The sequence below is a fragment of the Tannerella serpentiformis genome, assembly GCF_003033925.1.
GTDB classification, from domain to species: Bacteria; Bacteroidota; Bacteroidia; order Bacteroidales; family Tannerellaceae; genus Tannerella; species Tannerella serpentiformis.
The window spans coordinates 1,392,878-1,416,570 of the sequence record NZ_CP028365.1; the positions used below are offsets into that span (position 1 = coordinate 1,392,878).

General features: G+C 57.9%; 20 protein-coding genes. 6 read left to right on the forward strand and 14 right to left on the reverse strand.

The window, feature by feature from the left end; all coding sequences use genetic code 11:
• The first annotated feature begins 37 nt into the window (after positions 1-37).
• From C7123_RS05660 to C7123_RS05670, 3 genes are read left to right on the forward strand one after another with little or no spacing between them, the layout of a single operon-like run.
• Positions 38-1,258 (forward strand): hypothetical protein, encoded by a 1,221-nt coding sequence (locus tag C7123_RS05660; RefSeq protein ID WP_069176091.1) that lies wholly within the window; start codon positions 38-40, stop codon positions 1,256-1,258.
• A 52-nt stretch (positions 1,259-1,310) separates the two neighbouring features.
• Positions 1,311-2,291: a hypothetical protein gene (locus C7123_RS05665; RefSeq protein WP_069176092.1), complete on the forward strand. Its 981-nt coding sequence runs from the start codon at positions 1,311-1,313 to the stop codon at positions 2,289-2,291.
• Between the two features lie 20 nt (positions 2,292-2,311).
• On the forward strand, positions 2,312-3,718 hold the full coding sequence (locus C7123_RS05670; RefSeq protein WP_069176093.1) for a hypothetical protein: 1,407 nt from the start codon (positions 2,312-2,314) through the stop codon (positions 3,716-3,718).
• A gap of 827 nt (positions 3,719-4,545) precedes the next feature.
• Here C7123_RS05670 and C7123_RS05680 read toward each other — a convergent pair.
• The gene (locus C7123_RS05680; protein ID WP_069176095.1) at positions 4,546-5,520 is read right to left on the reverse strand and encodes a polyprenyl synthetase family protein; all 975 of its coding nucleotides are present in this window, start codon (positions 5,518-5,520) and stop codon (positions 4,546-4,548) included.
• A 218-nt stretch (positions 5,521-5,738) separates the two neighbouring features.
• On the opposite strand from C7123_RS05680, the gene polA reads away from it, so the two are divergent.
• Positions 5,739-8,501 carry a DNA polymerase I gene (gene polA, locus C7123_RS05685; protein ID WP_069176096.1) on the forward strand — a complete coding sequence of 921 codons (2,763 nt, stop codon included), beginning with the start codon at positions 5,739-5,741 and terminating at the stop codon, positions 8,499-8,501.
• Positions 8,502-8,695: 194 nt separating this feature from the next.
• Here polA and C7123_RS05690 read toward each other — a convergent pair whose 3' ends face one another.
• The 8 genes from C7123_RS05690 to C7123_RS05730 form a co-directional block, all read right to left on the reverse strand.
• Positions 8,696-9,022 (reverse strand): hypothetical protein, encoded by a 327-nt coding sequence (locus C7123_RS05690; RefSeq protein WP_069176440.1) that lies wholly within the window; start codon positions 9,020-9,022, stop codon positions 8,696-8,698.
• Positions 9,023-9,268: 246 nt separating this feature from the next.
• Positions 9,269-10,081, reverse strand: coding sequence for an orotidine-5'-phosphate decarboxylase (gene pyrF, locus C7123_RS05700; protein ID WP_069176098.1), 813 nt, complete (start codon positions 10,079-10,081; stop codon positions 9,269-9,271).
• A 256-nt stretch (positions 10,082-10,337) separates the two neighbouring features.
• Entirely contained in the window at positions 10,338-11,447 is a 1,110-nt protein-coding gene (prfA, locus tag C7123_RS05705; RefSeq protein ID WP_069176099.1) for a peptide chain release factor 1, read from the reverse strand.
• Positions 11,448-12,524, reverse strand: a complete 1,077-nt coding sequence (locus C7123_RS05710) for a GIY-YIG nuclease family protein (RefSeq protein ID WP_069176100.1) — start codon at positions 12,522-12,524, stop codon at positions 11,448-11,450. It abuts the gene before it with no gap.
• A 363-nt stretch (positions 12,525-12,887) separates the two neighbouring features.
• Positions 12,888-14,057, reverse strand: a complete 1,170-nt coding sequence (locus C7123_RS05715; RefSeq protein ID WP_107490610.1) for an AIR synthase related protein — start codon at positions 14,055-14,057, stop codon at positions 12,888-12,890.
• A complete protein-coding gene (locus C7123_RS13465) occupies positions 13,999-15,456 on the reverse strand; it encodes a glucosaminidase domain-containing protein (RefSeq protein WP_262509627.1) in 1,458 nt (485 codons plus the stop codon). The genes C7123_RS05715 and C7123_RS13465 overlap by 59 nt, the downstream gene beginning before the upstream one ends.
• Entirely contained in the window at positions 15,449-15,778 is a 330-nt protein-coding gene (locus tag C7123_RS13325) for a glucosaminidase domain-containing protein (protein ID WP_244905566.1), read from the reverse strand. The genes C7123_RS13465 and C7123_RS13325 overlap by 8 nt, the downstream gene beginning before the upstream one ends.
• A gap of 14 nt (positions 15,779-15,792) precedes the next feature.
• Entirely contained in the window at positions 15,793-16,857 is a 1,065-nt protein-coding gene (locus tag C7123_RS05730) for a glucosaminidase domain-containing protein (protein WP_069176103.1), read from the reverse strand.
• Positions 16,858-16,967: 110 nt separating this feature from the next.
• Here C7123_RS05730 and C7123_RS05735 point away from each other — a divergent pair, with 110 nt between their 5' ends.
• On the forward strand, positions 16,968-17,441 hold the full coding sequence (locus tag C7123_RS05735) for a cytidine deaminase (protein ID WP_069176104.1): 474 nt from the start codon (positions 16,968-16,970) through the stop codon (positions 17,439-17,441).
• 449 nt (positions 17,442-17,890) lie between these two features.
• Positions 17,891-19,654 (forward strand): DNA topoisomerase 3, encoded by a 1,764-nt coding sequence (locus tag C7123_RS05740; RefSeq protein ID WP_069176105.1) that lies wholly within the window; start codon positions 17,891-17,893, stop codon positions 19,652-19,654.
• Positions 19,655-19,929: 275 nt separating this feature from the next.
• Here the strand turns inward: C7123_RS05740 and C7123_RS05745 are convergent, their stop codons facing one another.
• The 5 genes from C7123_RS05745 to dtd form a co-directional block, all read right to left on the reverse strand.
• Positions 19,930-20,430 carry an RNA polymerase sigma factor gene (locus tag C7123_RS05745; RefSeq protein ID WP_069176106.1) on the reverse strand — a complete coding sequence of 167 codons (501 nt, stop codon included), beginning with the start codon at positions 20,428-20,430 and terminating at the stop codon, positions 19,930-19,932.
• Between the two features lie 219 nt (positions 20,431-20,649).
• Positions 20,650-21,801 (reverse strand): leucine-rich repeat domain-containing protein, encoded by a 1,152-nt coding sequence (locus C7123_RS05750; RefSeq protein WP_069176107.1) that lies wholly within the window; start codon positions 21,799-21,801, stop codon positions 20,650-20,652.
• 42 nt (positions 21,802-21,843) lie between these two features.
• Positions 21,844-22,773 (reverse strand): deoxyribose-phosphate aldolase, encoded by a 930-nt coding sequence (deoC, locus tag C7123_RS05755; protein ID WP_237269288.1) that lies wholly within the window; start codon positions 22,771-22,773, stop codon positions 21,844-21,846.
• A 1-nt stretch (position 22,774) separates the two neighbouring features.
• Positions 22,775-23,110: a nucleotide pyrophosphohydrolase gene (locus tag C7123_RS05760; RefSeq protein WP_173897019.1), complete on the reverse strand. Its 336-nt coding sequence runs from the start codon at positions 23,108-23,110 to the stop codon at positions 22,775-22,777.
• Between the two features lie 5 nt (positions 23,111-23,115).
• A complete protein-coding gene (dtd, locus tag C7123_RS05765) occupies positions 23,116-23,568 on the reverse strand; it encodes a D-aminoacyl-tRNA deacylase (protein ID WP_069176108.1) in 453 nt (150 codons plus the stop codon).
• Positions 23,569-23,693: the final 125 nt, after the last annotated feature.

The window sequence follows — 23,693 nt, forward strand, 5'->3', positions numbered from 1 at the left end:
TACCCGGATAATCATCGACAATTCACAATGGATCATTATGAAACCTCTCTTTCTCCTCCTGTTAGGACTCACTCTCCTCGTCCCCGCCCCCCACGCGCAAGACGACGACGCCAAATACGACGAATACGCCGACGAGATGGAGATCATGCGCTCCTTAAGCATCGAAGGCTGGGCTCACGCACCGGCGCTCCCCGTGCACGCTTCCACAAGCAAAGGGCCGACGATTGCCGACTTCGCCCGCGCCTTCCTGAAGCAGAAGCGATACAGCAGCTCCTTCAGCCGCGCCATCCTCGCCCGGCTCGACGGTCTCCATCCGGAGCCCGACGACGGCATGTTCCGCTATCTCATCGACGTGCCCCACGGCTACCTCTCCGTCGATACCCCCTTCAACTGCGGTGCGGACTGCACCATCTCGTTAGAGATATGCTATTGGCACACCGCCAACGGCCATCGGCTCGTAGGACTCACTTGGGGCGACCGGGGCATCGGCTGTCTCCTCTTCTACGATTACAACCCCCAGACCCGCCTCATGACGCCCCTCCCCGAGCCCCCCATCAAGGACTTCTACGACAACACCGCCATGCTGAACGCCCACCTGCCCCGCCAAGGCAAAGACATCCACATAAAGCCCATCTGGGATAACCCCTCCGACACCCTTACCCTCCGCTGGAACGGAAGCGATGCCTTCATCTTCGACGGCGCCGCCGAGCGATATCGGAAGCCCACGAAAAGCAACGAGGTGGCTCTCTTTGCCCGAGCATATTTCTATCAGACGCCCAACATGCCCGACCTCTCGGCCATGAAGGACGCCCCGCTCTACGACGCCCCGAACGGCATCATCACCCGTCGCCTGACCCCCGCGGAGCAGCAGGAGTACTTCATCATGCTCACCTGCGTCCGCGGCGACTGGGCCGAGATCGCCTACATACAGCCGGGCGATCGATACCCGGTAGATCTGACCCGTAGCCTCCGGCAAGGCCGCGACTACGCCACCGGCTTCCGCCGCGCTTGGGTGCCCCGCAGGGCGCTCTTCGTCGACATCGCCGACAAAGACGGGCCCTTCGACCTGATGCTCCACCTCTACGCCGAGCCCACACTCGCCTCGCGCCGCCTCTATGCGGTGGAGGACATGCGAAACAGCGTCGAGGTGGCGCTCGCATTTCACCTCCTGGAAGCCCGCCACGGCTGGGTCAAGGTACAAATGGCCACCACCAACTACATCGGCTGGATAGAATCGCGCTACCTCTTGGCCGATTAGGACAGCGATTGCGGATACTGATCCCGCTTCATCATAGATAATTGAAACCGATATGAAAACGAATCTCTTTGGGGCGAATGCGCTTCGCCCCTGTATTGCCTTATTGATCGGGCTACTCACTGTCGCCCCTGCTTGTACGCGGAAGTCGGCCAACGCGCAGGAAACGGCCAGCGCCTCGCCGAAAATCGCTCAATCCGTCGACCGGCCGGAAGACCCTGTCCGCGCCGAGATCGTAGACGGACGCGTCCGCCTCATCGCCAAAACAGACGAGCTAGGTTGGCCCGAGCGCACCCAATTCGTCGAAGGCCTCACGGGCCGCTGCGTCGGGCTCTTCGCCGGCGACATCGGCCAAGACACCAACCCATTCCTCTGCATGCTCATGGACGACGGCGGCGTGGAGCTCCTCTCCTACCACAGCCTCGGCCACGAGGCCTACGGGCGTACACTCTGCTTCACCTCCTCCGGCCGCTTGCCCGGCCTGAAGGACATCACGCGCTTCCGCGAAGGCCCCGTCATGAACGAGTATGGCTTTGCCGATTACGGTACCATCTTCGCCATCGATCGTGAAGGCCACGAGCACGAGATCGAGCCCTGCATCCGACCCTTCTCCGCGCTTTACAGCTACTCCTCCGGCGGCACCGGCGTCGTCCTGGAACAACAACTCGTCATCTATCCCGATTGGACCTTCCTGTTCACCCTCGGCATCGCCGAAAGCGAACTCGTCCACACCTACACCGGCCGCCTCCGCCCGATCAAAATGGATTACGAAAACGACGTCTACGAGTACAGCTACACCATGCTCACCCGCTTCGACTACCCGCCCGTAGGCGACGAGGAAGCGTACGAAAACGCCCGTCCCCAGCCCGCCACTGAGCGCGGATCCTTCCGCCTCACCTACAAAGACGGAAGCCGCAGCTACGACCTCGTCGTCCTCAGCGGCCCTCTTCCCTTCGCCACCGAGAAGGGCTCCCCCGCACGCTACAGCCCCGTCCGCAGCAACGATATCCCTGCCCCCAGTCTCGTAACCGACTAACCCCCTCACACATCACTGATATGAAAACCTCCCTCTTTACGCTCCTACTCGGGCTACTCGCCCTCACCGCCACCGGCTGCAACCGCAGCAACGCCCAAGGTGCCGCAGCGGCGGACGCCTCTGAACTCCCTTGGGGAGAAACCGACATCGTGGCCGTCGCCTTCGTCGGCTACGGCACCTCGTTTGAAGACTTCAAACAGACACCCACCTTCGCCGATCTGAAGCAACGCTACGGCCTGCCCGACGACATCAGCTGCATCAGCCGCAAGGACGAAGAAGGCGAAGAGAGCGCCACCGACAATGAGCTCTACCTCGTCATCCCCCGCGATCCAAACGCCTCCGTAGCCGTCAACGACCTGCCCGTCGAACGCCTCATCGACCCCGACGCCGACGTCTACGGCCTGATCCTCTACAAGAGCGAGTCGGGCACGCCCTTCTTCGTCCGCTGTCAAAGCAGTGGCGGCATGATGAACCTTGAAATTATCATCGTGGACAACAACGGCCGACAGATCATCTATCGCCCGCAGCTCTCCACCGACGACGGCTCACTCGTCACGCCCGGCATCGTCAACCAGGGCGAAGGCTCCGTGCTCGACATCACGCAGCCGCTGCCCACGAGCCGCCTGCCGCAGTCCGTCGAGTGCTCCGAAGATCCCATCACGGCCCGCATCGCTCAGGGGCGCGTCTTCCTCGACGTGCAGAAGCCCTTCGGCGCCGTGGAGAATCGCACCTATGTGCTGGAGGGCATCACGGGTCGCTGCGTCGGACTCTTCGCGGGCGAGATCGGCCGTGACAAGTTGTTCTTCCTCTGCCTGCTCATGGACGACGGCGGCGTGGAAGCCTTCTGTCCGGCCAGCATCAGCGGCTTCAATCCGAACAGCGGCGCGGACTTCATCTCCAGCGGCCGCCTGCCCGACCTGAAGGACATCACCGGCTTCCGCCAAGAGGGCGACGCGATCCAAGCCATCGACAAGTCGGGCGGCAAACACGCGCTCCGCCCCAACCTCCTGCCCAAGCCTTACCGCTCACTCTTCCACGATGTCGACGGCGAGGAGTATGAACTGCGCATTTACCCCGATTGGAGGTTGATGTTCATCGACGGATCGCGCGAGGGCGGCACGATCGCGTACTACGCTGGGCAAGTCTTCCAGACGAAGGCCGACGCCAAGTCCGGACAGTACGAGTTCCGCTACCTCATGCGCTCGCACACCGCCTTTGGAAGTGGCGACGACAATCCAGACATTGTCGAAAAGACCACTCCCTCGACCGCAAGCGGCACCTTCCGCCTCACCACCCACGACGGCGGCCAGACCTACGATCTCGTCCTCCTCAGCGGCCCCGCCCTCTTCCGTTTCAAGCCCGGCAGCCCTGCCCGCTTCAGCATCGTCAGCAGCTACGAAGGCCAACCGCGCTGGAGCGAGGAATAAGCGGACAGAGAACAGCCCCGCCATTCCCGATTGAGCCCCGTTTCCGCCTGGAAACAGCCCCGTAATTCCGGATTAACGTGAGTTCGGTGTAAGAATAAAACCAGCAGAGAGTTTCTACGGAAGCCTGGCCAAAACGTTTTTGGAAATGCCTACAACACTGCGACAAATGCTTCGGAGAACTTTTTGGCGTTTGCGGTACTCCCGCAAGTCTCGTGGCGTTTGCTTTGGCGTTTGCGGGTACTCCCGCAAGTCTCGCGGCGTTTGCTTTGGCGTTTGCGGGTGCTCCCGCAAGTCTCGCGGCGTTTGCTTTGGCGTTTGCGGGTACTCCCGCAAGTCTCGCGGCGTTTGCTTTGGCGTTTGCGGGTACTCCCGCAAGTCTCGCGGCGTTTGCTTTGGCGTTTGCGGGTACTCCCGCAAGTCTCGCGGCAAATGCCAGGACGTTTGCGGGAGTCCCGCAAGAGCGCTTTTCTCCATTTTGGCGCTCACAAGACTGTTGCAAGCATTTCCAAAGGCACTTTGGCCGTTACAACATGCTATCAGAGACATTATCTATGAATAAGGGAATCACATTCTTTTGTCGAACTCACGTCGGATTACAGCGTGTTGCTCGGAAGAAACAGGCCGGAATTCCCGATTTGGGCGTGTTGCTAAGAAGAAACACAGCGGAATTCCCGATTACGGCATATTCCTCCAGAAGAAACGGGGCGGAATTCCGGATTGAGGCACGTTTCCGGGTGGAAATGTGTGCGAGATGAAAACAAGACGTCCTGCCGACAGGGGATTTCCCCTCCGCCGGCAGGACGTTTCGTTTGTAACCCTTGCGTCTCTTATACGTTACGCCCCACGATATAGTCGGCCAACGCCAGCAGACTCTCTCGCGCCGGGCCGTCGGGTAGATAGCGGATCTCGTCCTTGGCACGGTCGCGATACTCATTCATGCGCTGCTCGGCATAGGCTATACCGCCGTGCTCCTTGGCGAAACGGATCAGCGCCGCCACGTTCTCCGGCGTAAAGCACTGCTCACGGATCATACGCAAGAAGGGCGCCTTCACGGCCTCGGCCGTCGTAGAGAGCGCGTAGAGCAGCGGCAGCGTCACCTTGCCCTCACGGATGTCGTTCCCGCCTGGCTTACCCGTAGAAGGCATGTCGAAGTAGTCGAAAAGGTCGTCGCGGATCTGGAAACTGTAGCCAAGTAGCCGGCCGTACTCGCGGCAGTGCGCCTGCACCTCTGCGTCCGCACCTGCCGTGACCGCCCCGATCTCGGCACAGACCGCCAGCAGCATGGCCGTCTTCTTCTCCACCGCGGAGAAGTAATCCTCTTCCGTAAGGAGCTGTTCGCGCGCGTTCTCCAGCTGCTTGATCTCGCCCGCGGCCATCTGTCGGCTGAGGGTGGAGATGATGGAGACGATCAGCGCACTCCCCGTTCGGGCGGCACGGATCAGTGCCTCGGACAACACAAAGTCGCCCACCAAGACGGCGATGCGATTGTCGAAGACAGCGTTTATGGAGGGTTGTCCACGTCGTTGACGCGTATCGTCCACCACGTCGTCGTGGATCAGCGAGGCCATGTGTAGCAGTTCGATGAAGACGGCCGAGTGCACCGAATCAGGTCGGACGCCGCCCGCAGCCGCGGCCGTGAGCAGCAGCAGCAGTGGGCGGACATGCTTGCCGCCGGAGTGGTATACGGCCTCAATGGCTGCACGGATCGTGCGCACGTCGCTGTGTAGCGCCTCGGTGTATTCGCTCAGAAACTGCTCAAGCGCCTCTTCCACCGGCCGCTCTATATCTCGTTTATTGATCATGTTCTGGGTGTATTTTAATGCCGGGCAAAAGTAGATAGAGGTGGGAATTATCCTTTCATCCTGGCCCCATCCGCCGTTACAATCGCCCCCTTCTGCCGAAAGGGGATTCGTTGGGGGCATGCTCACATGTACCCGGCCAAACTTCCCTGCCCCGGCAGGGGCCCCCGCCGGATCTACTCTTACTTTTACGCCCGCAAATCCAAACTCATACATCCCAAATGAAGCTCCTCCTCATCGATGCTTACGCACTGATCTACCGTTCCTACTACGCCTTCATACGCAATCCTCGCGTCAACTCGAAGGGCATGAACACCTCGGCCATCTTCGGCTTCATCAACTCGCTTGACGATGCCCTCCGACGACTCACGCCCACCCACGCCGCCATCGCTTTCGACCCCGCCGGGCCCACCTTCCGCCACGAGGCCTTTCCTGAATACAAGGCGCAACGCGAGAAGACGCCTGAGGACATCCACGCATCCGAACCCTACATCCGCCGATTCATCGCGGCCAGGCACATCCCCCTACTCGAGGTCGCGCGCTACGAGGCCGACGACGTGATCGGCACCATTGCCACGCAGGCTGCGCAAGAGCAGTTCGATGTCTATATGATGACGCCCGACAAGGATTACGGGCAACTCGTCACCGACCGCATCTTCCAGTTTCGACCGCGACACGGCGGCGATTACGAGACGATGGGGACGGCCGAGGTGTTGGCTAAGTATGGCCTAACATCCGTCAGCCAGGTGATCGACCTGCTCGGGCTGATGGGCGACGCGTCGGACAATATCCCCGGCTGCCCAGGTGTCGGCGAGAAGACGGCGCAGAAACTGCTCACCGAGTTTGGCAGCATCGAACGGCTGCTCGAGTCTACCGACCAACTCAAGGGCGCACTCCGCACGAAGATCGAGACGCACGCCGAGCAGATCCGCTTCTCTAAGTTCCTCGCTACGATCGTCACTGACGCACCTATTCGGTTCGACGCCGCCGCGTGTGCCATCAGCGAACCCGACCGCGACGCCCTTCGTGAGCTCTACACAGAACTCGAGTTCCGCAGCTTCCTCACGAAGCTCGACGCGGAGCCGACCGATACTCCCGCACCGGGTCAACAGCTTTCGCTCTTCGCCAACGAACCGACGGCCCCACCGCCATCGCCCGACGATGCCGATACGACCGACGCCACCACGACGCCGCACACGTATCATCTGGTCGATACCGACGAAGAGCGTTGCGCCCTCGCCGAACGGTTGAACCACGCTGAAGCCTTCGCCTTCGACACGGAAACGGAGGGCGTCGACGCACTCCACACGCGGTTAGTCGGCATGTCGTTTGCTGTCCGTGCCCACGAAGCGTGGTATGTGCCCGTGCCAGCCGACGAGGAGGAGGCGCGCACCACGGTCGCTCCCTTCGCCGTGCCACTTCAGAACGCCGCGATCCGGAAGGTGGGGCAGAACATCAAGTTCGACCTCATGGTGCTGATCAAATACGGCATCCGAGTCGACGGCCCACTCTTCGACACGATGATCGCCCACTACCTGCTCCACCCCGAACTGCGTCACAACATGGATTACCTCTCCGAGACTTACCTCCGCTATCGCCCCATCGCCATCGAGTCGCTCATCGGGCCGCGTGGCAAGGGGCAACGCTCGATGCGCGAGGTGCCCGTCAAGGATGTCTGCGAATACGCCGCGGAGGACGCCGACGTGACGTGGCAATTGATGGAGCATTTCCGCCCACTGCTCGCGGAACACGGCGTGGAGCAACTCTTTCACGACATTGAGATGCCCCTCGTGCCCGTCCTTGCAGAGATGGAAGAGGCCGGCGTCACGCTTGACACGGAGGCGCTCCGGCAGTCGTCCGACGAGCTAAACACGACCCTCCGCAACTTGGAGGACGAGATCCACACGTTGGCCGGCATGGAGTTCAACATCAACTCGTCGCGGCAGGTCGGCACGGTGCTCTTTGAGCATTTACGGCTGGAGGAGAAGGTGAAAAAGACAAAGACAGGCCTCTACAGCACGGGCGAAGAGGTGCTCGAGAAGTTGCGCAGCAAACACCCAATCGTGGACAAGTTGCTCGACTACCGGCGGGTGAAGAAGCTGCTCAGCACCTACATCGACGCCCTGCCCGAGCGCGTAGACCCGGCAACGGGTAAGATCCACACCTCGTTCAACCAGACGGTGACCTCGACCGGCCGATTGAGCTCGTCAAACCCTAACCTGCAAAACATCCCCGTGCGCGAGGAACTGGGCCGCGAGATCCGCAAAGCCTTCACCGCCGACGACGCCGAATCCGTCTTCTTTTCGGCCGACTATTCGCAGATCGAGCTGCGCATCATGGCCCACTTCAGCGGCGACGAACACATGACCGACGCCTTCCGCCACGGCACCGACATCCACGCCGCCACGGCCGCCAAGATCTTCGGCGTCGCCCCCGAGGAGGTCACCTCCGACATGCGCCGCCGCGCCAAGACGGCCAACTTTGGCATCATCTACGGCATCTCCGCCTTTGGCCTGGCCGAGCGCCTCGCCATCCCCCGCGCCGAAGCCCGCGAGCTGATCGACGGCTACTTCGCCTCCTACCCCCGCATCAAAGCCTACATGGACGCATCGATCCAAACGGCCACGGAGCAAGGTTACGTGGAGACGCTCTTCGGCCGCCGGATGTTCCTGCCCGACATCCGGTCACGCAACGCCGTCGTCCGCGGTTACGCCGAGCGGGGCGCCATCAATGCCCCGATACAGGGCACAGCCGCAGACATCATTAAGATCGCCATGATCGGCATCCGGCACCGTTTCCGCCAAGAGCACCTCCGCAGCCGCATGATCCTACAAGTGCACGACGAACTCAACTTCAACGTCCGGAAGGAGGAGCTGGATGTTGTCCGTCAGATTGTCCGCGAAGAGATGGAAGGCGCCGCCAAGCTCAGTGTCCCACTGACCGTCGACTGTGGCACGGGCCGCAACTGGCTCGAGGCGCATTGATCAACGGATCAACAGATCATCTAAAAACGAAAAGCTAAAAACGGATGGCTACAGGATGGGAGCGTATGCATGTGCGGACCCTTTTTGTTGCGTCTCTCACAACGCAGACTTAAGAGACGCTCTTAAGCAGGCTTGCAGCCGTTGTGCAAGGTGGCTTGCACGATGACCGAGAGGCTATCCCCTGATCATCATCATTAGCTCATTGAAGCCCACGCATAGGGGTGCCGCCGGGTGAGGTAGCTCGGATCAGCCATGTAGCGGTAGGCCTCGCGTTCGAAGCGGATAGCCCGATAGGCCGCGAGGGAGCTCTGCCTGCGCAACAGTCCCCACAGCCATTCCGAGATATAGATCAGGTAGAAGCCAAGGAAGGCTGTCTCCTTCATCTGCGCCGTGTGGATGGCCTCGTGCCTAAGGATGGCCGTCGAGAGTGGCCGATATTCCACCCTCGCGAACACGACGCCCATCAGATTGATGGCCGTGAAGCCGCGAAAGGGCACGAGGCGATTGTAGATCACTTTCATATCATCGAATGGCTCCATTGGCTGAGAAAATGGCGTATCACACCCAGAAAAAAGTCCTGCCCGCAGAGAGCCTTTTGCTCCCCTTTCGGCAGGACTTTTCGTTTTCGTTCTCCTTGATGAAATCTTCTTCTCTTCCCTTGATGAAAGAAAAGGCCCCAGCCGGGGCTAGGAAGTTCGGCCAAGTACGCCGGCCAACTTAGCCGGATACCTGTTGCCGTTGGGTCATGATTACCATTGACCTGTATCTCACAGGTAGGCTGCCATTTGCTGCTGTACGGCGCGAGCTTCGCGAGCGGCAGCCGCGGCGAAGGCCTCGGTGCGGTCGGCATAGAGGATGGCGCGCGAGGAGTTGACGATCAGTCCGCAGTCCGCATTCATACCATAGCGACAGACCTCGTCGAGCGATCCCCCTTGTGCGCCAACGCCGGGCACAAGCAGGAAGTGCCGCGGGACGATGCGACGGATGTCCTCAAACATGCGTCCCTGCGTGGCTCCGACGACGTACATCATCCGCTCGTCGTCGGCCCACTCTTGCGACTGCCTGAGGACGCGCTCAAAGAGGCGTTCGCCGTCGGCCGAAGCTGTGAGCTGGAAGTCCGCCGAGCCTTTATTCGACGTCAGGGCGAGCAGCACGACCCACTTACCGTCGTAACCGAGGAAAGGCGTGACGCTGTCTTCGCCCATGTAGGGCGCGACGGTGAGGGCGTCCACGTCGGTCTCCTCGAAGAAGGTGCGGGCGTAGAGGGCAGATGTGTTGCCGATGTCGCCGCGTTTGGCGTCGGCGATGAGGAACGTGTCCGGATGATGCTCGCGGAGGTAGCGAACGGTCTTCTCGAAGGCCAACCAGCCGCGTGCGCCGGCGCACTCGTAGAAGGCGAGGTTGGGTTTATACGCGATGGTGTATTCGGCCGTGGCGTCGATGATGGCGCGGTTGAAAGCGAAGATCGGGTCGTCGTCATTCAACAAATGCGGCGGGATCTTCTTCAGATCCGTGTCAAGCCCGACGCAGAGGAAGGATTTCTTGCGGCGGATATTCTGGATGAGTTCGTTCTTATTCATGTGGCTATGTCATTTTGAATTTTCTCGGGAGATAGTCTTTCGGGGCTCCGGCATAATTGGCCGGCAGCCCTGCTGCCTTGATCTTCTTTTGCTTCTTTTCTTCCATTAAGAGAAGAAAAGAAGATCCCTTCATTTCTCCTTTTCTTGTCTTGACACAAGAAAAGGAGACGAAAAGAAAGTCAAGGCCTTTGCCGAGGCCGGGGAAGCTCGGCCGGGTACTCGTCGTTTTTCGTTTTTCCCTTTTCGTTTTTAGCTATCACAGCTCGCTCTCCTTGATGCGTTCAGCATTTTCGGCGATCGTGAGGCGGTCGATACAGTCCTGAATGTCGCCGTTCATGAAGGCGGGGAGGTTATAGATGGTGTAATTGATGCGGTGGTCAGTGATGCGACCTTGGGGAAAGTTATAGGTGCGGATCTTGGCCGAACGGTCGCCGGTGGAGACCATGGTCTTGCGGCGCGACGCAATGTCGTCCATGTATTTGCTGTGCTCGCGGTCGTAGATGAAGGAGCGGAGGCGCGAGAGAGCGCGCTCCTTGTTCTTCGGCTGGTCGCGCGTCTCGGTACACTCGATGCGGATCTCTTCCGACTCGCCCGTGACGGGGTTGCGCCACGTATAGTTCAGCCTGACGCCCGACTCCACCTTGTTCACGTTCTGTCCGCCCGCGCCACTGCTGCGGAAGGTGTCCCAACGGATCTCGCCCTCGTTGATCTCTACGTCGAACTCGTCGGCCTCGGGCAAAACGGCCACGGTAGCCGCCGACGTGTGGACGCGTCCCTGCGTCTCGGTCTGCGGCACACGCTGCACGCGGTGCACGCCCGACTCGTATTTGAGCGTGCCGTACACGTTGTCGCCCGTGACGGTGAAGATGATCTCCTTAAATCCGCCCGAGGTACCCTCGCTGACGCTCGACACGGCCACCCCCCAGCCCTTTACCTCGCAGTATTTGGCGTACATCCGATAGAGGTCGCCGGCAAAGAGTGCGGCCTCGTCGCCGCCCGTGCCGCCGCGAATCTCGACGATGGCGTTCTTAGCGTCCTCCGGATCGGCGGGAACGAGCATGAGCTTGATCTGCTCTTCCAGAGCGGGCAGACGCTCCTCACCGGCCGCGATCTCTTCGCGGGCCATCTCCTTGAGGTCTGGATCGTCGTCGTTCATGACGATGCTTCGCGCCTCGTCGAGGTTGGCCAACAGTTGTTCGTAGTCGCGTTTTGCGGACAGCAATTCCTCGAGGCCTTTGTATTCTTTGGTCAGCCGCACGAAGCGGTTGCGATCAGCGATGACCTCGGGGTCAGTGATCAGCGTAGACACTTCCTCGAAACGAGCCGTAAGGCCGTCGAGCTTTTGAAGGATGGGGTTAGCGTTCATTTAAGCGTCTGTTTGTTGAAGGTTTTCCAAATACGATTTGAGCGTCACACCTGCTTCAGTTTTCCATACATCATAGCCGTTGCTGCTTTGCCCCAAGCAGGCGCCGGAGGCTCCGCTCGGAGTTTTGAATACAAGATCCTCATTGAGTACATATTTCTCATCACCGCACAGCGTGCAATGCTTCAACATCTCGACTCGTGCACTGCCGCCTTTAGTGTTGCTCTCTTTTACTGAGATCTCTGATCCTTTCAGTACGACGAAAGACTTCGTCCCGTCATTCAGCGGATAGCCTCGTGCCACACAAGTTTGCTTGGTATGTTTTAAGAAGAACAATGGGGGCTGATTGGCAACCGGCCGCGACACGCTGGTGTCTAGTGAAAACGTTTTGACGACCGGTTGCGGCGTAACGGGAGCAGGCAAAACGGTTTTATCGGTTGACCGCGGTACAACAGCCTCTATTGAAAATGTTTTAGCAGCCGGCTTCGGTTCGATAGGCTCTGATGAAACCGCTTCGGTAACTGATTTCGAAGCAGTAGACTCTATTGAAAACGTTATCTCTTCCTGCAAAGAAGCATCTGCTTGCGCGCTCATCTTTGTAAAGACAAAGCATCGCTCGTATTCGAGAAAAAACTTGATCTCCTCAAATATTTTGTCGTACTCAGAGCTATCCCCCTCTTGCAAAATCGGTTTCGTCGGCCTTTGCCCGTTTTCCGACAAGTCATACGCCCCGGTTGCCAATCCTTCGCGAATAGCCAGATACTCTAAATATGTAATGCTGGCTTGGTCGTATTGGTTGGAACCCGAAACAAAGACGTATGCCCGCGTCCACCATTCCTTATTCCTTACATGAGTTTTTCCACGGTCTCTAAAATGACCTGTCTGCCCGATATAGGCTTTTCTTCCCTCATCCACGAGCAAATAGAGACAGGGGCGATTCATTTCTTCGATTTTGGAGAGGTCGGCTATTTCGCAAAAGCGACGCGAAAGCACGGTCATCACACAATCCAACTTGCCCTTCCTTACCTTTTGATGATCATGTGGATTATCTGTATGGATAATCACGTTCAGTTTACTCATATTCTTATTTCTATTGTTTGATATCTATGTTGATAAACTGGTCCAAAGGTCCATCTTTCTTCTGATTTCTACCTCTTCCATCTTCCGGAAGTGGTTGCAACAGTGTTGCAAACGCCAGAAAGTTTTTCGTGAGACTTGCAACAGTGTTGCAAACGCCAGAAAGTTTTTCGTGAGACTTGCAACGGTGTTGCAAACGCCAGAAAGTTTTTCGCGGGACTTGCAACGGTGTTGCAAACGCCAGAAAGTTTTTCGCGGGACTTGCAACAGTGTTGCAAACGCCAGAAAGTTTTTCGTGAGACTTGCAACGGTGTTGCAAACGTCAAAAAGTTTTTCGCGGGACTTGCAACGGTGTTGCAAACACTTTCAATACCGGAACTCCCCAAACTCACTGCGGATGATCAATTCCTTTCGCTCAGCAGACTCTACGCGACCCACAATGCGGGCGTCGATGCCGAACGATCGACTGAGGGCGATGACTTCTTCTGCTCGCTGGGCGTCTAAGTAGACCTCCATGCGGTGGCCCATGTTGAAGACTTTGTACATCTCAGCCCAGTCTGTGCCGCTCTGCTCGCGGATGATGCGGAAGAGGGGCGGTAGGGGGAAGAGGTTGTCTTTGACGACGCGCATGTCGTCGCCGATGAAGTGGAGGATCTTCGTCTGCGCACCGCCAGAGCAGTGCACCATGCCGTGGATCTCGGGGCGCATGGCGTCGAGCAGGGCCTTGACGACGGGAGCGTAGGTGCGCGTGGGAGAGAGGACGAGGCGGCCGGCATCTACGTTGAGGCCTTCGATGGCGTCCGTGAGGCGGAGACCACCGGCGTAAACGAGATCGTCAGGAACGGCGGCGTCAAAACTCTCGGGGTATTTCTCGGCCAAGTAGTGGGCGAAGACATCATGGCGCGCGCTGGTGAGTCCGTTGCTGCCCATGCCGCCGTTGTAGGCATGCTCATAGGAGGCTTGACCGAAAGAGGCCAATCCGACGATGACGTCGCCAGGGCGGATACGCGCATTGTCGATCACATCGGCGCGGCGCATGCGGCAGGTGACGGTGCTATCGACAATGATCGTGCGTACCAAATCGCCCACGTCGGCCGTCTCACCGCCCGTGGCGTAAACGCCGATGCCCATCTCACGCAGCTCGGACAGCAGCTCGTCTGTGCCGTTGATGATGGCTGAGATCACCTCGCCGGGGATCAACAGTTTGTTACGCCCGATGGTGCTTGAGACAAGGATGTTGTCCGTGGCGCCGACGCAAAGCAGGTCGTCGATGTTCATGATCAGCGCGTCCTGTGCAATGCCCTTCCAGACGCTGAGGTCGCCCGTTTCGCGCCAGTATAGATAAGAAAGCGCCGACTTAGTGCCGGCGCCATCAGCGTGCATGATGTTGCAGTAAGCAGGATCAGCACCCAGTATGTCAGGGATGATTTTGCAAAAGGCCTTCGGGAAAAGGCCCTTGTCGATGCGTCGGATGGCGTTATGCACGTCTTCTTTCGAAGCGCTGACGCCGCGCCGTGTGTACCGTTGGTCGCTCATTATTGTTTTGTCTTCTGAGGGTAGACGTTTTCTGCGGTGTTTTGGGTTCTTTTTTCTGAGAAGCCTGAGGGGTAGTCTTCTTGACGAGAGCCGTCTTGGCTGCAGGCTTAGCCGTCGGCTTTGCGGCAGTGGCTTTGGCTGCTGGTTTGGCAGCAGACTTTGTGGCCGGTTTAGCGGCGGGCTTAGCGGCAGTCGGTTTGGCGGCCGGCTTAGCAGCGGGAGTCTTCGCCTTATTAACGACAGAAGCCGCAGGCTTCTTTGCCTGCGGCGCGCGCTGATCTTTAGGAGTGACCTTTTTCGTTGGAGTCGCTTTAGACTTCTCCGACGATGCCACGAGCTTACCTGACTGTTTCTTCGGTGTCGGGGCAGGCTTCTTCGCGGCGGGTGGGGAGACGGCTTTCTTCGTCGCCACCGGTTTCTTGGCGCTGGCTATGGCTGACTTCTTGACGGCAGTCGCAGGCTTTTTTACAGCAGCAGCGGCCTTCGGATCGGCTGCGGGTTTCGCAGTAGGCTTGGGAGTCCACGCTTTCGGGGCAGAGGCCGGTTTCTTAGTGTCAGCCGGAGCTGGCTTTTTCGCAGCAGCGGCTTTCGGATCGGCAGCTGGTTTCGCAGTAGGCTTGGGAGTCCACGCTTTCGGGGCAGAAGCCGGTTTCTTAGTGTCAGCCGGAGCTGGCTTCTTGGCAGCCGCAGCTTTCGGATCGGCGACGGGTTTCGCAGCAGGCTTGGGAGCATCTGCTTTGGGGGTAGGAGCCGGTTTCTTAGCGTCAGCCGGAGCTGGCTTCTTGGCGGCCGCAGCTTTCGGATCGGCTGCGGGTTTCGCGGCAGGCTTAGGAGCATCTGCTTTGGGAGCAGGGGCTGGTTTAGCAGCTGGAGCAGCTTCCTTTTTCGGTGCAGGTTTCGCCGGAGCAGGTTGGGCAGCTGGCTCTTTTTGAGCTTTGGGTGCGGCCGCTTCCGGTTTCGATTTCTTGGGCACCTTGATACCGTGGGCTGTGGGCTTCGTTCCCGGCTCACGTTGCGTGGCGGCAGCGGGTTTAGTTTCCGCAGGTTTCTTGCGCTCCGGCTTTACCTCGGGTGAGGTGGCGGGACGCTTGGCCGGTGCCGATGGTGTGGAGACGCTCCTTGCGGGTCTCGAGGCGATGGGTTCGGAGGACGAGGCACTGGCCAGGTCATAGGCGTGCAGCTCGTAACGCTCAATCAGCTCGATCAGCTTACTGGCATACTTGGGATCGGAGGCGTAACCACATCGTTTCAATCCATGCGCCCAACCCACATAGTCTGTTGGCTTGAGCTCAAAGAGCGACTTGTAGTGCGCTCTGTCAGCGATGAAGTGCGAGTGATCTTCGTAGGATTGTTCTACGGAGGTGTACTTACGAAAGCGTTCCAAGCGACCATCATCCATCTTGTTTATAGAGATAGTCACCCGTCCAGTTTCCGCATTTGATACCGAAGTGGTTGTTACCCTGAATCGCCAGGTAACTTTTCCCTGCGCTCGATTCAAGGATACCCTGTGCCAAGGTAATACTGGCAGGTATACGATGTCTGGTCTGCTGATGGATAGCAGCCTGATGATAAGCCTGGATATACTCTTCACAAGCATCCAAATTTCGAACTTCTGTTTTGCCAGCCTCCATGCGTTCGACGAGCACGGGGCTACTGGCAAGCGTAATACAGCCTATAATAACGGCAAGACGATATAGTGATAATGTACGTGGGCGCATCATGTATGAAAGTTCTATTATCTGAGTTTAAGTGTCTCTCCCTCTCGGGGCACATAACTTTGGTTTTTCTCGTTCAGGGCATAGAGCGTACTAACCTGTATGCCGTAGTACTGAGAAATGCTGTGCATAGATTCTCCGATCTGCACCTGATGATAAAGATGGGGCATATCGGCCCGTTTCTTCTTTTTCTCCAGGTAAACGATATCCCCCCGTCGCAGGGAGAAGTTCTCGGGTGATTCGTTGAATCGTGCCAGTTCGCGTGCTGTGAAGCCGAGATCCTGAGCGATCCGATCGAAGGTGTCGTTGTAGCGTGCGATGGTATAGAGTAGGCCACCCGTCTTGTAGACGTCACGGGGTTTCAGACCCTTCTCGTCTGGTGATGAGGGTTGAGGCTGCTCGGCCTTCTTTTTGCCGAATAGACGTTCGAAGAAGGTGCCTTCTTTCTTCCCCGGCTCGGTAAGGGGTCGGGTAGAGGGCTTCTGACTGGGCGTGGTAGGCGTTGTTCGAGGCTGTTCGTTTCTCGTTTTCTCCTGGACTTCACGCGCTATCCTTTTGCCGGTGTCAAAGAGATAGAGTTCATAGTCTTCGATCATTTTGATCAGCTTGTTGGCATAGGCGCGATCGGTGGCGTAGCCGCATTCTTGCAAGCCTTTGGCCCATCCGCGATAGTCTGTCTTGCGGAGGAGGAAGAGTTTGCTGTAGCGCTTTTTGTCGACTAAGAAACGGGAGTGATCTTCATAGGATTCGGCCACGTTGTTGTATTTGCGAAAGCATTCGTCCTTGAGATCGTCGTCCCAATAGGTACGTGCGCCTTTCCAGTCTTTGTGGCACTTGATTCCGAAATGGTTGTTGGACTCTAAAGAGAGGCGTGAAAGCCCTGCGCCAGATTCATGCAGCGCTTGTGCGAGGGTTATGCTGGGGGGTATGTTGTATCGATCACCCTGTTGTACGGCAATATAGCCGTATTGGGTAATGTATTTCTCATAAGCAGGGTGTCGCTTTCGCTCGGCATGGCCTGCCGCTACGATCGTGAAGCCTGTATAGAAAATGAGAATAAAGTATCGGATACATCGAGGGATCATCGGGGCCGTCTCTTTTAGGAATCGGCGCAAAGATAGAAAATAACCAGAACGCCCTTAACCTGTTAGGAAAATCGGGCTACCTTCGTTGGCCCAACCAAAGACCCTAAAATATGCGAGAAGAAAGGATTGAAATACGTCTCCAAAGGGGGCGTATCAAGGAGCTCACGGCGGACGAACGTCGAGGCATGGATGTGGCACTTGCGGCGGCCGAGCGGGCGTACGCTCCGTACTCGGGATTTCACGTCGGGGCGGCCGTGGAGCTGGCTGACGGACGACTGGTGCCGGGCAGTAATCAAGAGAATGCAGCCTATCCCTCGGGATTGTGTGCCGAACGGACGGCCCTGTTCACGGCCGGGGCGCAGTATCCGGACGTAGCGGTGCGGGCGCTGTATGTGGTGGCCATGAAGGATGGCGTGGTGCAGGACAAGATCAGTCCGTGTGGCGGCTGTCGGCAGGTGATCTCGGAGGTGGAGCATCGCTACGGGCAATCCATCCGTATCTACCTCTGCGGACGGACGGAGTATTGCTGCGTGGAGTCGGCCGAGGCGCTGCTTCCGCTGTCGTTCGGGAGTAAGGATCTGTGAGTAGAGGATAGAGGGTAGAGGGTAGAGGGTAGAGGGTGGAGGATAGAACAGAGGCTTCTTGTCGGTCGTGTATGGCTGATGGGGAGCCTTTTTTCTGTGTCTCTCGCTTGGGAATGTATGCTGCCCGGTGCAAAAAGGGCTTGTCGCTTGGATGAGATAGGCCTGTAATCCGGAATTCCAGCGTATTTCTTCCTAGAAACAGGCCCGTAATCCTGAATTACGGCGTGTTTCTTCTTAGCAATGGGCCTAAATCGGGAATTACGGGGCGTTTCTCTACCTGCTTTTCTTCCCTTGATGAAAGAAAAGCAGCAAAAGAAGATCAAGGCCTCACCGAGGTCGGGGAAGTTGGCCGGATACCTGACCAATTTCCTTGGCTCGGTGAGACTGCCTCGGTGAGGCCGCCCGATCGATGCACCTTTGCACGCCTAACACGTATCATAACACAGAGAATGAGACTTTGCATTGCGGAGAAGCCGAGCGTGGCTCTGGAGATTGCGCGTGTGCTGGGGGCAAACACGCGGCGAGATGGGTTTTATGAGGGCAACGGCTACGTGGTCTCATGGACCTACGGCCACCTCTGCACGCTGAAGGATCCGGGCGACTACACGCCGGCGTGGAAACGCTGGGATATGCGCTGCCTACCGATGATCCCGCCACGATTCGGCATCAAGCTGATCGAGGAGGAGCATTGCATGCGGCAGTTTCGCGTGCTGGAGGCTCTCATCGCGAAGGCTGACGAGGTGATCAACTGCGGCGACGCGGGTCAGGAGGGGGAACTGATTCAGCGTTGGGTAATGCAGAAGGCGCGTTGCCAGTGCCCCGTGAAACGGCTCTGGATCTCATCGCTCACGGAGGAGGCCATCCGCGAGGGCTTCCACCGACTCAAGGACGCCTCGGCCTACCAACGACTCTACGAGGCGGGTCTGGCGCGCGCCATCGGCGACTGGCTCCTGGGCATGAATGCCACACGACTCTACAGCCTACGCTTCGGTGGGCCCGGACGCGTGCTCTCCATCGGACGGGTGCAGACGCCCACGCTGGCCCTGATCGTCCGTCGGCAGCGCGAGATCGAGGCATTCCGGCCGGAGCCGTTTTGGGAGCTGAAGACCGTCTATCGCGATGTCACCTTCACGGCCTCCCGCGGACGGTTCGCAAAGAAGGAGGAGGGCGAGGCGCTGCTGCGTGCCATCGAGGGGCAGCCGTTCACCGTGACCGATGTCACGAAAAAGAAGGGCCGTGAGGCGCCCCCGAAGCTCTTCGACCTGACCTCGCTGCAGGTGGAGTGCAACCGCCGTTTCTCGCTCTCAGCCGAGGAGACACTGCGCCTGATCCAATCTCTCTATGAGAAGAAGGTGACCACCTACCCGCGCGTGGACACGACGTACCTCAGCGAAGATCTTCACCCGAAGGTGTCCGGAATATTGAAAGGGATGACCGATTACGCCGCCCTGACCGCACCACTCACCGCTGCACCGATCGCGAAGAATAAGCGGGTGTTCGACAACAAGAAGGTGACGGATCACCACGCCATCATCCCCACCGGTACGGCCGCACCAGCAGGGCTTTCGGCCGATGAGCGACGGGTGTACGACATTGTGGCACGACGTTTCATTGCCGCTTTTTATCCCGACTGTGAGGTCGCAACAACGACCGTCACGGGCGCCTCTGCCGAGGTCGATTTCCGAGCCACCGGTCGGCAGATTCTGAAGCCAGGATGGCGCACCGTCTTCGAGCGGGAGGGCAGCAAGAAGGAAGAGAAGGCGGAGGAGGAAGAGGCGGAAGAATCCGTGCTGCCAGCCTTCCGAAAAGGCGAGAGCGGGCCACATCGGCCATCGCTCGTAGAGAAACAGACCACCCCGCCAAAGCCCTACACCGAGGCCACGCTGCTCCGGGCCATGGAGACGGCCGGCCGTTTCGTGGACGACGAGGCACTCCGTGAAGCAATGAAGGAGAATGGCATCGGCCGACCCTCCACGCGTGCGAACATCATCAAGACACTGCTCAAGCGCGATTATATCCGCCGTGAGCGGAAGCATTTGGTGGCCACCCCGACGGGTGTCAGCCTGATCGACACCATCCACGAGGAGCTGCTGAAGAGCCCCGAGCTGACGGGCCAATGGGAGCGTAAGCTCCGCGGCATCGAGCAAGGCAGCTACGAAGCCTCGGCCTTCCTCACGGAGCTCAAGGAGATGGTAGCAAGAATTGTGCGGTAGTCAACTTGGCCAGCATCCCTGAGGTCCTGAAGTACCAGGCCAACTTGGCTGGCGTCCCTAAGGTCTTGAAGTACCAAGAAAACTTGGCTGGCGTCCCTGACGCCTTGATCTTCTTTTGCTTCTTTTCTTCTATCAAGGGAAGAAAAGAAGGTAATGAGACAGTGAGACAATGAGACACCACACAAAAAGGTCCTGCCGGACGCGAGAAAAAAGGATCTGATTCCCCCTCTCCCACTGTCCGGCAGGACTGTTCTCACTTTTCGTTATTACAAGGTTCAGTTCTCTTCGATCTTCGTCTTGAGCGCCTGACGGGCAAAGAAGATGCGACTCTTGACCGTCCCCAAGGGGATGCCCAGCGCATCGGCAATCTCGTTATAGCGATAGCCACTGACGTACATGGTGAAGGGCACACGCAGCTCGTCGTTCAGCTCGCCGATAGCCTTCGTGATCTCCTGCAGTCGACAAGCACTCTCGGGCGTCTCGATGCTCGATTCGGTAGTGGCCTCGAGGTGATAGAGGTCGATGTCCTGCTCCACAACCGTCTGCGAGCGCAGCACACGGCGGTAGTTATTGATGAAGATGTTCCGCATCACGGTCAACACCCAGCCCTTGAAGTTGCGGTTGTCCGTGTACTTCTCCAGGTTGTCCAAGACACGGAGCGACGTCTCCTGCGTCAGATCCATCGCATCTTCGCGATCGGCCGTGAGGGTGAGCGCAAAGTTCATCATGTAGTCCTGCAGACCCAATAACTTATTCCGGAAATAAGAGGTATCCATCTTGAAATCGTTGTATTACTCGTTGCGGGCGCAAACATAGAAAATCGAAGATCAAAGCAGCATCCTAGGGGCCAGATCTTTTGACGCATGTGGCCTGTCTGGGACTCCAAAAACCGTTTAGAAGCCAAAACCATCGAAGATTCCTACCAAACGAAAAGCCGGGTACCGGACGGAGCGCTCCGAACCAGTACCCGGCTTCATTCTTTGCTTTTTTGCTTCTTAGTCCGCGTACACCTTCTCGGCCGTGTCGCCCACTTGGACGATGTGGTAGCCAGCCTTCAGGCGGAGGGTGGAGGAGCCAGCGGGAGCGCTGAACGTCTGCAACAGTCGACCGCTAACGTCGAAGATGCGGACAAGCTCCGGCTGCGGAAGCGTGAGGTAAAGCACTCTGTCGGTGGTGTAGATCTGGCGACCGTCCACCTCGGCGTTGGCCACGGTGCCGATCTTCAGGAACTCGTTCCAGACGGGCATCGAGCGATACGTCGACTCTGTTCCCCGAGGAACATTCAGCTGCACGTTGGCTACGGGTACGGACGGGAAGATCGGATAACGCGGCATAGGCGGAACGGTCCACCCTACGGTCACGCTGCGCAGGCCTGTACACCCACCGAAGGCACCACTCTTAATCTCCGTCACACTGGCGGGGATAGAGACATTCGTCAAGGATGTGCAACCCCAGAAGGCGTTCTTATCGATCTCACGCAGGCCGAGCGGGAGCGTGGCGGCCTTCAGGGCCGTACAGCCGTAGAAGGCGCCCTCGTCAATGTCCGTGAGGCCAGCCGCGGGGAAAGAGACGGAGGCCAAGGAGGTACAGCCCGAGAAAGCACCCTTTTCAATCTCACGCAGGCCGAGGGGCAGCGTGATGGAGGGCAGGGAGGTACAGTTCGCAAAGGCGCCGTCGCCCACCTTCTGCATACCCTGCGGCAGCGTAACGGAACGCAGCGAGGAGCAATTGAGGAAGACTCCTTCTTCGATTTTAGTCACGCCAATCGGCAGCGTAATGGCAGGCAGGGCAGAGCAATTCGCAAAGGCGTAATCCTCGATTTGCGTCACGCCAGCGGGGATCTGCACCGAGGTCAGGGTGCTACTCCCTGCAAAAGCGTACTCGCCGATGCTTGTGATACCGCTCCCGATAACGATCGATTTGATCTCGGCCCGGTGCTTGGCCCACGGTGCGGGCTGAAGGTTGGAATAGTCCGGGATGCGGCCATAACCCGTGAGGGTCAAGGTGCGCGTGGCGGTCTCATACTTCCAATTTATCGAGCTATTCCCATAACCACCGCCGGGTAGGGGGCCATATTGTGCCTTCAGGGTGGCACTTCCCAGTGTCGCCGCAAGGGCCATGCATAAGCATGTAATCAACTTTTTCATCTTCTTCTCTTTTGTCTAATGGTTATATATCTATTGTGTGATCTATAATCTCTTGCGAATGTCTTGTACGAGGCTGCTGGCGCCGATGCGGAAGGTGTCTTTATGCACCCATTCGGCTCCAAGCAACTCCCGGACGAGGGTGTAATACTTCACCGCGTCCTCGGCCGTGCGTACGCCTCCGGAGACCTTCAGGCCAGCGCGTCGCCCACTGATCTTTTGGTATTGCTTCAGCACACGGCAGATGGTGTAGACGGCTTCAGGCGTGGCACCAGGATAGCCCTTGCCCGTAGACGTCTTGACGAAGTCAGCGCCCGAATAGAGGGCCAAGATGGTAGCTCGGTGGATCTCCTCGGCCGACGCCAAAGCGCCCGTCTCAAGGATCACCTTCAGCCGTGCACCGCGACAGCTCTCTTTGATCTCCTGCAATTCGTCGGTCAGCTCCTCGTAGGCTTCTTCCTTGAAAAGCCCCAGGTTCATGACCACATCAATCTCGTCTGCACCGGCCAGGACGGCCATACCGACCTCCGCAATCTTGACCTCCGGGAAGGTCTGCGAGGCGGGGAATCCGGCCGCTACGGCAGCTATCGAAACGTCCTTGACTTGTAAGGCCTGCCGAACGGTTTCGGTGAAATTGGGGTACGTACACACGGCCGCCACATGGGGTACATCCGGGCGGGTGCCCTCCCACTGATTGACCTCCCTATCGACCATCTGCCAGACGGAATCCTTCGTATCCAAGGTGGTCAGCGTGGTGAGGTCGATCAGGCCATGGAGCTGCTTCAGCGTGTCGTCCGTGAAGTACTTAGGCGCCTTTTCAGCCAGCAATTGGGCTGTCTTTTCGGCCACCTCCGCGTCTGTCAGAGCGGGCTGAAAGCGGTTGAAGCATTCGTGATACTTATCCGCCATCTCCTCCTCATCGTGGTGATGATGGCAGTCGCAGTCGTGGTGATGTTCGTGTTCGTTTCTGTTCATCCTATTGTAGTTTTTGATTGTGTAAATGCCTCTCGTTGTCACGTTCGGTTTTCTTCTTCAGGTTCCTCTCGAAAGCCTCGGTCAGGTCGACGCCCGTCTGGTTAGCCAGACAGACCAAAACCCACAGCACATCGGCCATCTCGTCGGCCAAATCATGCTTCGCATCGCTGGCTTTAAACGATTGTTCGCCATATCGACGGGCCATGATACGCGCCACCTCTCCCACTTCTTCGGTAAGGATGGCCATGTTCGTCAGCTCACTGAAGTAGCGTACGCCGTAGGTCTTGATCCAGTCGTCGACGCGGCGTTGCACGTCTCTTATCGTCAGATTTTCCATCTCGTTCATTCCTTATGCTTCGTGTCTATAACAATCGTCACGGGGCCGTCGTTCACAAGCGACACCTTCATATCGGCGCCGAAGATGCCCGTCTTTACCCGTTTTCCCAAGTATTGGCTCATCGTTTCGCAAAACGATTCATAGAGCGGAATGGCAATATCCGGCTTCGAGGCGCGGATATACGAGGGCCGATTGCCCTTCTTTACAGAGGCGTAAAGCGTGAACTGACTAACGACGAGCAGCTCGCCCTCCACATCCTTCACGGAGCGATTCATCACGCCCTCTGCGTCGTCGAAAATGCGCAGGTTGGCCACCTTTTGGGCCGTCCACTCCAAGTCGTCCGGCGTGTCCGCATCCTCGAAACCCACCAAAAGCAGCATCCCCTGCCCTATCTCAGCCACACACTTTGCGTCTACGACCACGGAGGCCTCTCGTACGCGTTGCACTATGGTTCTCATCTTCTCTCTTCTATTATTATGATCGTCTAATACATTCTTCCCGTTAAAATCCTTAACAGATCACTCATTGACTGTTGTCAATGGCATGCAAAACGCGTTTTAGATGCCTCTGACTAATGTCAATG

Excerpts from the sequence above, each read along its gene's own strand:
- C7123_RS05690 (WP_069176440.1), bottom strand. The coding sequence starts at position 9,022 with ATGAAAGTGATCTACAATCGCCTCGTGCCCTTTCGCGGCTTCACGGCC.
- C7123_RS05745 (WP_069176106.1), bottom strand. The coding sequence starts at position 20,430 with ATGGATACCTCTTATTTCCGGAATAAGTTATTGGGTCTGCAGGACTAC.
- deoC (WP_237269288.1), bottom strand. The coding sequence starts at position 22,773 with ATGAACAGAAACGAACACGAACATCACCACGACTGCGACTGCCATCAT.
- C7123_RS05680 (WP_069176095.1), bottom strand. The coding sequence starts at position 5,520 with ATGATCAATAAACGAGATATAGAGCGGCCGGTGGAAGAGGCGCTTGAG.
- C7123_RS05670 (WP_069176093.1), top strand. The coding sequence starts at position 2,312 with ATGAAAACCTCCCTCTTTACGCTCCTACTCGGGCTACTCGCCCTCACC.
- C7123_RS13325 (WP_244905566.1), bottom strand. The coding sequence starts at position 15,778 with ATGATGCGCCCACGTACATTATCACTATATCGTCTTGCCGTTATTATA.
- polA (WP_069176096.1), top strand. The coding sequence starts at position 5,739 with ATGAAGCTCCTCCTCATCGATGCTTACGCACTGATCTACCGTTCCTAC.
- prfA (WP_069176099.1), bottom strand. The coding sequence starts at position 11,447 with ATGAACGCTAACCCCATCCTTCAAAAGCTCGACGGCCTTACGGCTCGT.
- C7123_RS05750 (WP_069176107.1), bottom strand. The coding sequence starts at position 21,801 with ATGAAAAAGTTGATTACATGCTTATGCATGGCCCTTGCGGCGACACTG.
- C7123_RS13465 (WP_262509627.1), bottom strand. The coding sequence starts at position 15,456 with ATGGATGATGGTCGCTTGGAACGCTTTCGTAAGTACACCTCCGTAGAA.
- C7123_RS05665 (WP_069176092.1), top strand. The coding sequence starts at position 1,311 with ATGAAAACGAATCTCTTTGGGGCGAATGCGCTTCGCCCCTGTATTGCC.
- C7123_RS05730 (WP_069176103.1), bottom strand. The coding sequence starts at position 16,857 with ATGATCCCTCGATGTATCCGATACTTTATTCTCATTTTCTATACAGGC.
- C7123_RS05715 (WP_107490610.1), bottom strand. The coding sequence starts at position 14,057 with ATGAGCGACCAACGGTACACACGGCGCGGCGTCAGCGCTTCGAAAGAA.
- pyrF (WP_069176098.1), bottom strand. The coding sequence starts at position 10,081 with ATGAATAAGAACGAACTCATCCAGAATATCCGCCGCAAGAAATCCTTC.
- C7123_RS05740 (WP_069176105.1), top strand. The coding sequence starts at position 17,891 with ATGAGACTTTGCATTGCGGAGAAGCCGAGCGTGGCTCTGGAGATTGCG.
- C7123_RS05735 (WP_069176104.1), top strand. The coding sequence starts at position 16,968 with ATGCGAGAAGAAAGGATTGAAATACGTCTCCAAAGGGGGCGTATCAAG.
- C7123_RS05660 (WP_069176091.1), top strand. The coding sequence starts at position 38 with ATGAAACCTCTCTTTCTCCTCCTGTTAGGACTCACTCTCCTCGTCCCC.
- C7123_RS05710 (WP_069176100.1), bottom strand. The coding sequence starts at position 12,524 with ATGAGTAAACTGAACGTGATTATCCATACAGATAATCCACATGATCAT.
- C7123_RS05760 (WP_173897019.1), bottom strand. The coding sequence starts at position 23,110 with ATGGAAAATCTGACGATAAGAGACGTGCAACGCCGCGTCGACGACTGG.
- dtd (WP_069176108.1), bottom strand. The coding sequence starts at position 23,568 with ATGAGAACCATAGTGCAACGCGTACGAGAGGCCTCCGTGGTCGTAGAC.